Source organism: Paenibacillus sp. FSL M7-1414, assembly GCF_038003195.1.
Taxonomy (GTDB): domain Bacteria; phylum Bacillota; class Bacilli; order Paenibacillales; family Paenibacillaceae; genus Paenibacillus; species Paenibacillus amylolyticus.
The window spans coordinates 4,490,797-4,503,289 of the sequence record NZ_JBBOOS010000001.1; the positions used below are offsets into that span (position 1 = coordinate 4,490,797).

Sequence of the window (12,493 nt, forward strand, 5' to 3'; positions counted from 1 at the left end):
ATACATAGAAGATAATTATCTGCGATCTTGAGGTCCACCGATAACGGCTTGCTCGGCAGTGTCGAGATCATATGCTGTATGCAATGCCTTAATGACGTCATGCAGCTTATCTCCGTCAATAACACAAGATACTTTGATCTCGGAAGTGCTCACCATTTTGATACTCACGCCTTCAGCGGAAATGACTTTGAACATCTTCGCAGCTACACCTGGGTGACTGACCATGCCTGCGCCAACAATGGAGATTTTAACGAGGTTCTCCTCAGATGTGACTTCACGGTAAGGCAAGCGGCTGTGAAGGCCTTCAATGACACGTAATGCGTTCTCACGATCAGACAGCGCCACAGAGAACGAGAAGTCCGCTTTGCCATCCATCACACCGCTCTGAACGATAATGTCCACATCCAGCTGATTGGATGCAAGCGCACCAAATACTTCGGCCAGAACTCCTGGTACATCCGGCACACCCAGAATACTGATGCGAGCCACGTTTTTGTCATAGGCAATACCACTAACCACTACGCCTTGTTCCATTGCTGCTTCCTCCTTCACAACCGTTCCTTCATTATGGTTAAAGCTGGATCTTACGATTAAAGGTACACCGGAATGCTTCGCGTACTCTACTGCACGCGGATGCAACACCGCTGCTCCCAAATTAGCAAGTTCCAGCATTTCGTCATACGATATTTCCTTCAGCTTGCGCGCAACCTTAACGATCCGCGGGTCCGTAGAATATATTCCGTCTACATCCGTATAAATCTCACACGCATCAGCCTTAATCGCTGCCGCCAGCGCTACAGCTGTGGTATCCGAACCACCACGACCCAGCGTTGTGATCTCGCCGTCTTCCGTCATGCCCTGGAAGCCTGCAACAATAACAATGTTGCCCTCGGCAAGTGCTGCATTCACTCGGTCAGGTTGAATATCATGAATACGTGCTTTTCCGTGAACCGGCTCTGTGCGGAATCCCGCTTGCCAGCCCGTAAACGATACTGCCTTACGTCCAAGCGCTTGAATAGCCATCGATAACAAAGAGATCGAAATCTGTTCTCCTGTCGTTAAGAGCATATCCATCTCACGAGCAGGCAGATCACTATTCAGTTGTTTTGCCTGATCAATCAAATCATCTGTTGTATCCCCCATGGCCGAAACCACAACTACACACCGATGTCCTTCATCAGCTTTTTCTACAACACGTCCGGCTACACGCTTCATGCGTTCTGTATCTCCGACCGAGCTGCCCCCAAATTTCATGACGTACAATGACAACGCAAATCCACTCCCTACCTTGTGCAGTATGCATAATTAATGTCCATCGTCATTATTCTCTACGAGAAATGACTTTAACCCAGTATATTACGAAAGCGCCTGATAGGCTAATCTTTTTTCGAAAAAACCCTCTGCCAAAGGAATGGCAAAGGGTTGTTAATAACCTTTTTTTAGCTTACAAGCTGTGAAAGTTACGCACGGGAAGAGTATTTACCTTCACGTGTGTCAATCAGGAGAACGTCACCTTCGTTAATGAACAAAGGAACCTGTACGTTCAAGCCTGTTTCCACTTTTGCATTTTTGGTAGCGCCTTGTGCAGTGTTACCTTTAACACTTGGCTCAGTCTCGATGACTTTCAACTCAACGCTTGTTGGCAAGTCAATTCCGAGGATTTCACCTTGGTAGCTAACAATCTTAACGACCATGTTTTCTTTCAGGAAGTTCAATTCCCATTCCAGTTGATCACTAGTCAATGTGAACTGATCATAGGTTTCGTTATCCATGAACGTGTGCTCTGTACCGCTTGCATACAGGTAGGATACGCCACGGTTTTCGATGATGGCACGACCAATCGTTTCGCCTGCACGGAATGTTTTTTCAACGGTGTTACCGTTACGCAGGTTTTTCAATTTGGAACGTACAAAGGCAGCGCCTTTACCTGGTTTAACGTGTTGGAAATCAAGCACGGTATAGATATCGTTATCTACTTGCACGGTCAAGCCTGTTTTAAAATCGTTTACTGAAATCACAAAAAATCCCTCCTGATATGGTTAAAAAGTAGGTGATATAAGACGATGGGTTAATGTAATGGTGGGTTTATTCTGAATTGATGACCATGTGCGATGTGACCGTTACGGGTTCGGATCGTTCCTCCGATCGCTGTTGCCTCCTCATTTTCCCGACTAGATTTTAATAAGGTTTAAAATGAGGAGACAAAGGCGAGCGCTTCGCTTCTTCAGAATCGATTCCGCTCCCTTCACTACTTTCGCAATGGTCCATAACAATCAGCAATAACCTGTACCTTTATATTAAAAATCGTCTTATATCCCTGTGGCTGTAATTTAGCCGATTACGGTGAACTTCTTGTCCGACTTCGTGAGAATATGAATACCCGTCTCGGTAATCACTACGTCATCCTCGATACGCACGCCGCCAAGCCCGTCAATATATATACCCGGTTCAACAGTAACAACCATACCCGGTTTCAATACATCGTCGCTAAGCTTGGACAAGCGAGGAGCTTCGTGAACTTCCATACCCAGACCGTGGCCTGTGCTGTGTCCGAATTGATCTCCATATCCGTGACCTGCAATGATATCACGAGCCAATGCATCTGCTTCCCGTCCGGTCATGCCCGGTTTCAGGTTCTCCAGCGTATGTAACTGAGCTTCCAGTACAATGTCATAAATTTTGCGCAGTTCAGGTACAGGTGTACCTGTTGCAATGGTACGTGTCAGATCTGAACAGTATCCGTCCAAAAGTGCACCAAAGTCAAATGTAATTAACTCATTTTGTCCGATGACCTTGTTGCTCGCTACACCGTGAGGCATAGCAGAACGTTCACCCGATGCTACAATGGTGTCAAACGAAGAGGACGTTGCTCCATGCTTGCGCATGAAAAACTCCATCTCTAGATCCACTTCACGCTCCGTCATACCTGGTTTTGCAAACTGCAAAACGTGGCTGAACGTGGCATCCGCCAGATCTGCTGCTCTCTGCATGACCGCAATCTCATCTTCATCCTTGAACATACGAAGTTGTTCCACGATCCCGGATACAGCTTTCAGTTCAATAGACTGCAGTGCTTCTGCATAAGCGGAATGCGTGCCAAATGTGACACTATCCTGCTCGAAGCCCACTTCTTTGATGTTTGCGGATGTCAGCAATTCGCGCACCGTATCCATCGGCTTAGCTCCATGCTCCACAACGTTGAATCCTTTGGCTTGTTGAGGCGCTTGTGACATATAACGGAAATCAGTCAGCAGATATGCATCCTGTTCCGTGATCAGCACATATCCCGCCGAGCCTGTAAAGCCCGTCATATAACGACGGTTAATCGGGTTTGTAATCAGCATTGCAGTGAGTTCATGCTCACGCATGGCTTCACGCAACTTATTTACTCGTTTGTTTTCCATCGGTAACCCTTCTTTCTCTCACATTCCCGGGTTCCCGGCTCAGGTTTGTTTGTCCAGATGACGCACAAGAGCCAGCAATCCCAGTTCATAGCTTACTTCGCCAAATCCGGCAATCTGCCCGATTGTTTCCGCTGCAATCACTGAATGATGTCTGAACGCTTCGCGTGCATGAATGTTGGATAGATGTACTTCCACTGTAGGGACTTTTACAGCATTGATTGCATCACGTATAGCATAGCTATAATGGGTAAATGCTCCGGCATTCAGTATTATTCCGTCTGCCTCACCCATCGCTGCATGAATGCGGTCAATGATGTCCCCTTCATGGTTCGATTGATAAAAAGCGATGGAGACGCCAATTTCATCAGCCTGTCTGCGAATTTTGTCCTCAATATCCTTCAGACTAAGCGTTCCATAGATGCCCGGTTCGCGTACACCAAGCATGTTCAGGTTCGGACCATTGATCACAATAATTCGTTTCATCGCTGCTCCACCCTCTCTGCAAATAACCATCTGCTATTTTAACACAGCCATTGCCGGATTGAGAAGCTTTTTTGCGCTATGCCCCCGCTTGCTCCGGCTCGCGTTTGCGTTCGTCCGTGTACTCCATGGCTACCGTGTAACCAATGAACAGCCCCCACAGCAAAAAGAAACAGAGTTCCGTGATGATTGAATCCCACGTTAAACCGTTCAAAGGTTTCATCATCCCCAGTTTTGGTCCTACCAGTATAAAGAGAATCAGCCACCAGACGATTCCATATACCATGCCGGGTAACGGCCCTTTCAGTTTTCTAATCGTGAACGTGTAGAGTAAGGATGCCAAGATGGAAAAGACGATAAAAAACAGCCAGCCTGTCAAATGTCCTGCTGCGGTATATATATATTCATGTTTGAAAAAAGGCTCGGCCAGAAATCCGACAGGTACAATTGTAAAATGCAACAGATAGAATAGCCAATGCAGCCCACCCCAGATAAAACCGGCAAAAAAGCCAAGCTCTAACGCAAAGGAAAATGGCTTCGTGTAGTAGTGTGCTTGACCTTGCCTCTGGGTAGGGCGCCTGCCCTTGTCTTTTTGCTGCCGCTCATTGGGACGTTGACCTTCATCTTGTGATGTATCTTCATGCTTACGTTCTGTCATCGATATTCTCCTTCATTCAGTTGATAATCCCGCATTATGCCTCGAATTTCCGCTCCGATTCTACGAGGTAGTATGTTCAAAACAGGACAATCTTAACAACATCCTTCAAGGTTTGACTCACAAACTAGAAATTGGTCTCAAAATTCGATACAATAGGGTTATTAAACTGCCTTTGATCGCGAAGGCCTAGAACAGAATAGGAAGGTGAATAATTTGCCTCAACAATCCAAGCCTGTCAGCTATGGGGGGCAAGCTGTCATTGAAGGCGTAATGTTCGGTGGGAAACATGTCAACGTTACAGCTGTTCGTAGAAAAGACGGCGAAATTACGTATCTGGAAGTTCCCAAGCAAGACAAGTCCTGGGTCACGAAATTGCGGCGGATTCCTTTATTACGCGGAATTGTCAGCATTATAGATTCAAGTGTCAAAGGTAGCAGACATCTCAATTATTCTGCTGACGCCTATGCTGATGATGAACTGGAACCGGAAGAGAAAGCCAAGCAAAAAGAGAAAGAAGGTTCGGGCTGGAGCCTAAGCATGATCATTGGTGTGACCGCCGTCGCCATCCTTTCATTCCTTTTTGGTAAAGTTGTGCTCACATTGCTTCCTGTTGTTATCGAGAATTTTCTATTCAAAAATGCATTCGACAATCAGTTTTTGCATAATTTACTGGAAGGCGGCATTAAGCTGATCCTGTTACTCGCTTATCTGTGGTTAATCTCACAGACGCCGATGATTAAACGTCTCTTCCAGTATCATGGAGCGGAACACAAAGTAATCAGCGCACATGAAGCTGGTGAAGAACTGACACCGGAGAACGTGCAAAAGTACAGCCGACTGCACTATCGCTGCGGAAGCAGTTTCATTATGTTGACTGTTATTATTGGAGTGTTTCTATACTCTCTCTTCACGTACGATAATCTCTGGGAACGGATGGGTCAGCGTCTGTTGTTATTGCCAGTTGTGCTAGGCATTTCTTTTGAACTGTTAAAGCTCACGAATTCAGTACGTGATATTCCTGTACTGCGTTATCTCGGATACCCGGGATTGTGGCTGCAATTGCTGACAACAAAAGAACCGACCAACGAACAGGTAGAAGTATCCATTGCTTCGTTTAACCGTATGCGTGAGTTGGATGCCAAGCTTGCCAATGTCTCTGCTACGTCAGAAGTACCTGTTGCAACACTTGATCCTGTGAAAGGGTGAATGATATGAACAAGCAGGCAATCTTATTTTGGACGTTCATCGCACTAGCTGCTGTTGGAGTCTTGACTTGGCTGGGGAACGCTAGTCCATCCAGGATCATTATTCCTCTGGTCGTGTTCGGAGCCGTATTCCTGCTGTACAAATATCCGCCTCGTCGCTGGGCAAGCAAAACCAAATCACCAAAGATTAAGCCATCGGCACGAACCATGGCGAAAGTCAATGCACAGTCCAGTGCCAGAAAGAGCAGCGGCTCTTCAAAGAAACGCAAGGATTATCCTTTCCAAGTGATTCAGGGACAAAAAGGGAAAAGCGATGAAGATATTCCGAAATTTCACTAAAAGCTACTGAACATACAAAAAAGCAGTTCTCCCAACATGCGGAGAATTGCTTTTTTCACGTTTATACAGGAATCAGAGGTGGAGCTTCTGCCTGTTTCTTACGCAATTCTTTTCTTTGTTTGTCCAGCTGTTCATCATACATTTTCATATTCCATCCGTTGAAAAACTCGTTCCCTGCGGTTGCGCCTGATCGATATAAGGCTGTGCTATCCTGTAACGATAAATGAAATTGCGTCGGTTTAATGCCAAGCGTTGGTATCTTCACTGTACGAAACCGGTTAATCTGTTCGATGTAGCGTTCATCATGTGCTGTGAGCATCGTCTCTACAAGGGCCTGAAGCATGCTTAGCGGTCCTTTAATCCGGGCAGGTTCCACTTCCGTCTTCCCCACCATTTTGAATCCGACAACCGGAATGACGTCTCCTCCTCGTTCCGAACGATCACCATCGAAGAGCCACAACGGAAAATTGCTAAGCAATCCACCATCCACGACATACACAAACTGATCTTGAAAAGGAAGTCCTTTGGAGAATACTGGTGATTTGCGTATGACTACCGGATCGAAAAAATACGGGATACTGCAACTCATACGTACCGCCTTTGCAACATCCAGCTTCCCAGGGTCAATGCCGAACCGCCGAATATCGTCTGGCAACACCAGAATGGTCCCATTGGATATATCGGATGCGGTAATAAGCAACTTACCTTGTGGCAAGTCAGCGAATGTGCGAATCCCTTTCTGCTCCAGCATCTTGCGAATCCATGATTCCAGTGCCTCCCCCGAATACAGTCCTTTCTTCAAGAACAGCCTTGCTGCCGGTCCGATCCATCGGGTATTAAATATGGGGGAACGACGAAGCAATGAAACAAAGGGGGTATTCTCAATAATGACTTTCATCTCCTCGGCCCTGTAACCAGCCGCTAGCAGAGCAGCTACAATGGAACCGGATGATGTGCCTGCCACTCGATTAAACTGAATGCCGCAGTCTTGAGCACCCTGCACAGCACCTGCAAGCGAGATCCCTTTGACGCCTCCACCTTCAAACACCGCGTTAATTAACATAACAAAAAACCCCCGTTCTCCAGGCAGCCACGTTTCTACTGCCACTCTATGAGAACAAGGGTTTGTCTTATCACTGTATTGTTAAAATGTTTTATAGACCATAGTAGGCTTTTAATTTGGCAATCAAGCCGAGAGGGTTCTTCGTCAGGTACTGTGAACTGAAGAATATATCCCCTTTAACCGAAGAATACTTCTTGTTGTAATTCAGCTGATCGATGATCTCCTGTGAAGTCTGCCAGCCAATTTCCGGCGTACCTAACTTATAAGGCGAGTGGCCGATATACAATTTTACATTTGTGTTAGCCACTTCATTCGCCCACCAGTCCACGACTTTGTCGTATCGGGCTACGTTCAATGTCATACTCCAATATACCTGAGGGGCAACATAGTCAATCCACTCCTGATTAATCCATGTCCGCACATCTGCATTCATGCTGTCATACGCGGTTACTCCTGCTTTGGTATCAGAGCCTGTCAGATCAACGGATTTATTACGCCATACACCAAATGGACTAATTCCATATTCAACGTTAGCTTTCACGCTATGAATGCTCTGCCCGAGCTGCTTAACGAACTGATTGATATTGTCCCGACGCCATTCAGCACGGTCTTTAGTATTTAATGTGTTGTAAGTTTTGAAAGCTGCATCATCATTAAAAGTCACATTGGACGGATAGAAATAATCATCCAGATGTACACCATCAATATCATACTGATTGACCACTTCCATGATCGTATCGATAATATGCTGTCTGGCTTCCGGGATACCCGGGTTAATGTACATTTTGCCGGATGCATTCACAATCCAGTCGGGATGAAGCTTCGAGATATGGTTTGCAGCCAAGTTTGATGTACTTGCTGAGTTCGTTGCTCTAAACGGATTAAACCAGGCGTGGAACTCCAGGCCCCGTTTGTGTGCTTCCTCAACCATAAACGCGAGGGGATCATAACCTGGATCTTTACCTTGTGTTCCTGTCAATACGCTGTTCCAAGGTACCAGACCTGAAGGATAGATGGCATCCCCATTGGCTCTCACTTGGACAAATACGGCATTAATGCCCATACCTTGCAACGTATCTAGCTGTTTCGTATACTCCTGTTTTTGCTTCTCTACATTTCCCTTGGCACCAGATGTAGGCCAGTCTCCATTCACAGTGGAAATCCAGGCTCCCCGCATCTCTTCAGAAGCTGGTACAGTGCCCGTGCCTCCAGGCTCCGCTGGGGTTACCGGAGTTGGTTCAGGAGTTGGGACTGATTCGTCTCCTGTGTACAGATCAATGGTCTGGGCAGCCTGATTCCAGTTCACTCGAATGCCCAGGTTCTCACTGACGAATCGAATGGGTACCATGACCCTACCCTGTTTCAATTCGACCGATGCATCCAGACCAACTACAGCGTTATCCACCGTCGCCTGCTGGCGTCCGCTCGTCATAGAGATGACCGAATCGGATTTCTTAATGGTCACGGTACGAGTAGCTTGAGACCATAAAACAGACGCACCCAGTCCTTCGCTAATAACACGCACAGGCACCATCGTTACATTTACTTTGGGCAAGATGTAGGGTGATACATCCGATTCCAAACGGTTGCCGTCTAGAAAAATAGCGATTTCCTTCTGCCCGGCCGCTTGTGCCGTCATACCTGCTGTCTGTAATCCAAGTACAAAAATGAGCAGCAGCATCAATCCTTTACGAACGTTCATTAGTGCAGTCCTCCAAAATCATTATAAATTTGCGGTAAATTCTACTAGTTTAATAGACGCTCCTACCGTTCGTTTAGTTGCGAAAATCACCAAATTATGGTGTGATTGCACACAAAAAAATGCTTCCTGCCATTGAAACGGCAAGAAGCATCCTTTGAATCACGGGATACGATTCGTTGTAGATCACCATGTGTATTCCACTGCAAAAAACTTAAGACTCCGTATTACTCATGACGTCCTGAAGGTTTTTGAGGTCACGCAACCGGCTCTCATCCTGACGGAAGTATTCAACCAAGGACTCGATGCATGTAATGGAGTCCCAGCTCAGATGATGTTCAATGCCTTCAACATCATTGTAGATATTTTGTTCCTGAACACCAATCGTTGTCAAAAATTGTTCAAGCAGATGATGGCGCTCCATCAAACGTTTGCCCATCTTTTTGCCTTTTGGCGTAAGCACCAGTCCGCGGTACTTTTCATAGATCAGGTACTCGTCTTTGTCCAGCTTTTGGATCATCTTCGTCACCGATGAAGGATGTACTTCCAGTCCTTCAGCTATATCAGACACACGAGCATAGCCCTTTTCATCAATTAATTTGTATATACGCTCCAAATAATCTTCCATACTGGGCGTTGGCATCTGCTTCCCTCTTTTCTCTCTGACCGGCCCCTATTCGTGCCTGGTCCCTATCTTATAATGATACATGTTATCAATACGCATTGGCAAGTCCTGCACAGTTCGGAGCGCGCTGTTACACAAGTAATTGGCAGGCGTGACTTCTCCCCAAACGAGGCAAACTAAGCAAAGTTCCGCATCGAAAGGAGTGATTTCGTGAGTACAAGTGTAGCCTCACCGCCAGTTCGTAAAGCAAAAGGTACTAAACCCTTTATTCCCGATTTGGTGTATTTTGAACCCGGTGCGTTGGAATATGACAAAGGCAAACGGATTATGGAATGGGTGACATCCAAAAACATACCTTATCAGATGACCACATCCCATAACCGAATCACAAACCTGCCCGGTGAAACCGAACAAGAAAAATATCGGATGGCAAAGCGTACTCTGGTCGTTGGTGTGCGCAAAACACTCAAGTTTGACCAGTCGAAACCTTCAGCGGAATATGCCATTCCCATCTCTACAGGCTGTATGGGGCACTGCCATTATTGTTATCTTCAAACTACACTTGGTGCGAAACCTTATGTCCGTGTCTATGTCAATACCGAGGAGATCATTCAGGCAGCCAAAGGATACATTGAAGAACGCGAGCCTGAAATCACACGATTTGAAGCTGCCTGTACGTCTGATCCCGTAGGACTCGAGCATATCACGGAAAATTTAAGTGACCTGATTCGTTTTATGGCGGAAGAAGAATATGGACGCTTGCGATTTGTAACCAAATATCATCACGTTGATCCGTTGCTGAACATCAAGCATAACGGCCACACCCGTATCCGATTTAGCGTCAATTCGGATTATGTCATCAAAAACTTTGAACCGGCTACCTCTAGATTTGAGGAACGTATTGAAGCTGCTGGTAAAATTGCACACGCCGGTTATCCCCTGGGATTCATTATCGCTCCGATCATGTGGTATGAAGGCTGGGAAGAAGGATACTCGGAGCTGTTGCAGAAGCTCGCAGATACACTTCCAGAGGAAGCAACCAAGGATCTTACCTTTGAGATGATCCAGCACCGTTTTACCAAAACAGCCAAAGCAACCATTGAAAAGCGTTATCCTAAAACCAAGCTGGAGATGGATATCGAGAAACGTAAAATGAAATGGGGCCGCTGGGGTCAGTACAAGTATGTGTATAAGGACGACCAGCAAGATGCGCTGCGCGAATTCATTACGGAACGGATCTTTGAACATTTTCCACTAGCCAATATTGATTACTTCACCTAAACAAAAAACGGGACTGCCCATAACGATATGCTGGTATAAGCATTCCTAACGATTAAAAAGCAGGTTACATGACCCAGAGTGTCTCTGGTAACATGTAGCCTGCTATGCCATACATAATAATACTTAAATTCAGGTCATCCGTTTAAATAATCATCCAGTCTGGTGTAATCTGCTGCAACCAGATGGTAATCTTCGTCATCTGATCTGTAAAAAGCAATACTCCAAGGAACAACATTAATGCTCCGCCGACTTTCATCATGACATTGGAATACCGTAAGATCCAGCGTGTCGAACCAATGAAAAAGGCCAAAATGAAGAACGGGATTGCAAACCCTGCCGTATAACCTGTTATCAGCGCCAGCCAGGTTGTGGGCTCACTTGCAGCCATAGCAATGATCGCTGTTAGAATAGGGCCAATACACGGCGACCAGCCTGCTGAGAAACCGATGCCAAATATAAAAGAGCCCAGATAGCCTGCTGGTTTCCATTTCATATCCAGCTTGCGTTCCTTCATCAGAAACTGTGGCTTGAACACCCCAAGCAAAAATAACCCCATAAGCATAATCAAAATCGCAGACAATTGCCGAATCAGTTCTCGGTTGTCATTGAAAAATTGGCCAAACAGTCCAGCACCAAGGCCAAGCGAATAAAATACAGCCGAGAAGCCTAAAATAAACGCCAGCGTATGCGTCATGGTCTTAAAGCGGACTTCGCGCTGATTGCGGTCATCCTTCAATTGTTGCACCGTCATACCTGTAATGTAGGAGAGGTATGATGGATACAACGGAAGACAACATGGTGATATAAATGAGACCAAACCTGCTACAAAAGCCATCCATACATTAACATCAGGCATGAAGCGGATGTCTCCCTTCCCCGGGCTCACGTGCTTGCTCGTTCAGTCGTCAGGCTCGGAACCCTTTTTTTCCAATCATCGTCAGAATCAGCATCATGATCAGCAATAATACAATCGTTGCTCCAGGTGCGAGGTTCCAGATGCCTGCTACAACCAGTCCAAGGACTACGGCAATTTCGCCGATAATCACGGACAAGATAATGGCGGATTTGAAACTCCGGGCCATCAACAGGCTGACCGCTACCGGAATGGTCAATAGCGCTGACACCAGAAGCGCACCAACAATCTTGATCGCCGTGCTAATGACAAGTGCTGTCATCACAGTGATTAACATGTTCAGAATTCTTACAGGCAACCCGGTAACCGCTGCCGCATCTTCCTCAAAGCTGAGCAGGAAAAATTCCTTATGTAACAATGCCACTACAATCACCACGATCAGCGTAACCACACCTACAAGCTTCAAATCCGTAGCGTCTAATGTATATATACTGCCGAACAAATAACTCATGACATCTGCATTATATCCTTTGCCCAGCGTGAAGAACAAGGAAGCAAGAGCCACGCCACCGGACATGATAATGGCAATCGATAACTCGGCGTAACTTTTGTACGCTTTGCGCAATTTCTCTATCGCAAATGAAGCAAGTACGGCAAATATCAAGCCCACCGCAATGGGATACACTTCAATCAGGAATCCAAGTGCAACACCGGCAATGGTCACATGAGACAAGGTGTCTCCGATCATGGATAACCGCCGCAAGACCAGGAACAGTCCGATTAACGGAGCGGTAATGCCAATTAACAATCCACCCGCCAGGGCACGCTGAAAAAAATCACTCATTAATATTTCCAAAACAAACACGACTCCTTCGGCCTTACTCTA

General features: G+C 46.1%; 13 protein-coding genes. 3 read left to right on the forward strand and 10 right to left on the reverse strand.

From position 1 onward, the window contains the following. Positions 1-15: 15 nt before the first annotated feature. The 5 genes from MHH92_RS19535 to MHH92_RS19555 all read right to left on the reverse strand — a co-directional run bounded on the left by MHH92_RS19535 (position 16) and on the right by MHH92_RS19555 (position 4,542). Positions 16-1,269, reverse strand: a complete 1,254-nt coding sequence (locus tag MHH92_RS19535; RefSeq protein ID WP_047843625.1) for an aspartate kinase — start codon at positions 1,267-1,269, stop codon at positions 16-18. Positions 1,270-1,460: 191 nt separating this feature from the next. Continuing rightward, on the reverse strand, positions 1,461-2,018 hold the full coding sequence (gene efp, locus MHH92_RS19540) for an elongation factor P (protein ID WP_017687580.1): 558 nt from the start codon (positions 2,016-2,018) through the stop codon (positions 1,461-1,463). A gap of 312 nt (positions 2,019-2,330) precedes the next feature. After that, entirely contained in the window at positions 2,331-3,404 is a 1,074-nt protein-coding gene (locus MHH92_RS19545) for a M24 family metallopeptidase (protein WP_253501613.1), read from the reverse strand. 39 nt (positions 3,405-3,443) lie between these two features. Continuing rightward, complete coding sequence (gene aroQ / locus MHH92_RS19550; protein WP_036614400.1) at positions 3,444-3,887, reverse strand: type II 3-dehydroquinate dehydratase; 444 nt, start codon at positions 3,885-3,887, stop codon at positions 3,444-3,446. Positions 3,888-3,963: 76 nt separating this feature from the next. Further along, entirely contained in the window at positions 3,964-4,542 is a 579-nt protein-coding gene (locus MHH92_RS19555; RefSeq protein ID WP_074095698.1) for a YqhR family membrane protein, read from the reverse strand. Positions 4,543-4,755: 213 nt separating this feature from the next. Here MHH92_RS19555 and MHH92_RS19560 point away from each other — a divergent pair, with 213 nt between their 5' ends. Both MHH92_RS19560 and MHH92_RS19565 read left to right on the forward strand, forming a co-directional pair. Continuing rightward, entirely contained in the window at positions 4,756-5,748 is a 993-nt protein-coding gene (locus tag MHH92_RS19560; RefSeq protein WP_062835280.1) for a DUF1385 domain-containing protein, read from the forward strand. Positions 5,749-5,753: 5 nt separating this feature from the next. After that, the gene (locus tag MHH92_RS19565; RefSeq protein ID WP_036614407.1) at positions 5,754-6,086 is read left to right on the forward strand and encodes a hypothetical protein; all 333 of its coding nucleotides are present in this window, start codon (positions 5,754-5,756) and stop codon (positions 6,084-6,086) included. 61 nt (positions 6,087-6,147) lie between these two features. Here MHH92_RS19565 and MHH92_RS19570 read toward each other — a convergent pair whose 3' ends face one another. The 3 genes from MHH92_RS19570 to mntR form a co-directional block, all read right to left on the reverse strand. Then, complete coding sequence (locus MHH92_RS19570; protein WP_127551279.1) at positions 6,148-7,149, reverse strand: patatin-like phospholipase family protein; 1,002 nt, start codon at positions 7,147-7,149, stop codon at positions 6,148-6,150. A gap of 91 nt (positions 7,150-7,240) precedes the next feature. Beyond that, positions 7,241-8,851 (reverse strand): family 10 glycosylhydrolase, encoded by a 1,611-nt coding sequence (locus MHH92_RS19575; RefSeq protein ID WP_340905751.1) that lies wholly within the window; start codon positions 8,849-8,851, stop codon positions 7,241-7,243. A 211-nt stretch (positions 8,852-9,062) separates the two neighbouring features. Beyond that, positions 9,063-9,491 (reverse strand): transcriptional regulator MntR, encoded by a 429-nt coding sequence (mntR, locus tag MHH92_RS19580; protein WP_036614415.1) that lies wholly within the window; start codon positions 9,489-9,491, stop codon positions 9,063-9,065. 192 nt (positions 9,492-9,683) lie between these two features. Between mntR and splB the strand changes: the two genes are divergently transcribed. After that, the gene (gene splB / locus MHH92_RS19585) at positions 9,684-10,754 is read left to right on the forward strand and encodes a spore photoproduct lyase (protein WP_340905753.1); all 1,071 of its coding nucleotides are present in this window, start codon (positions 9,684-9,686) and stop codon (positions 10,752-10,754) included. Between the two features lie 142 nt (positions 10,755-10,896). Here the strand turns inward: splB and MHH92_RS19590 are convergent, their stop codons facing one another. Next, entirely contained in the window at positions 10,897-11,610 is a 714-nt protein-coding gene (locus tag MHH92_RS19590) for a cytochrome c biogenesis CcdA family protein (RefSeq protein ID WP_036614418.1), read from the reverse strand. A 49-nt stretch (positions 11,611-11,659) separates the two neighbouring features. Beyond that, positions 11,660-12,463, reverse strand: coding sequence for a metal ABC transporter permease (locus MHH92_RS19595; protein ID WP_047843633.1), 804 nt, complete (start codon positions 12,461-12,463; stop codon positions 11,660-11,662). Between the last annotated feature and the right edge of the window lie 30 nt (positions 12,464-12,493).

Excerpts from the sequence above, each read along its gene's own strand:
- MHH92_RS19545 (WP_253501613.1), bottom strand. The coding sequence starts at position 3,404 with ATGGAAAACAAACGAGTAAATAAGTTGCGTGAAGCCATGCGTGAGCAT.
- aroQ (WP_036614400.1), bottom strand. The coding sequence starts at position 3,887 with ATGAAACGAATTATTGTGATCAATGGTCCGAACCTGAACATGCTTGGT.
- MHH92_RS19555 (WP_074095698.1), bottom strand. The coding sequence starts at position 4,542 with ATGACAGAACGTAAGCATGAAGATACATCACAAGATGAAGGTCAACGT.
- MHH92_RS19565 (WP_036614407.1), top strand. The coding sequence starts at position 5,754 with ATGAACAAGCAGGCAATCTTATTTTGGACGTTCATCGCACTAGCTGCT.
- MHH92_RS19570 (WP_127551279.1), bottom strand. The coding sequence starts at position 7,149 with ATGTTAATTAACGCGGTGTTTGAAGGTGGAGGCGTCAAAGGGATCTCG.
- MHH92_RS19575 (WP_340905751.1), bottom strand. The coding sequence starts at position 8,851 with ATGAACGTTCGTAAAGGATTGATGCTGCTGCTCATTTTTGTACTTGGA.
- mntR (WP_036614415.1), bottom strand. The coding sequence starts at position 9,491 with ATGCCAACGCCCAGTATGGAAGATTATTTGGAGCGTATATACAAATTA.
- MHH92_RS19590 (WP_036614418.1), bottom strand. The coding sequence starts at position 11,610 with ATGCCTGATGTTAATGTATGGATGGCTTTTGTAGCAGGTTTGGTCTCA.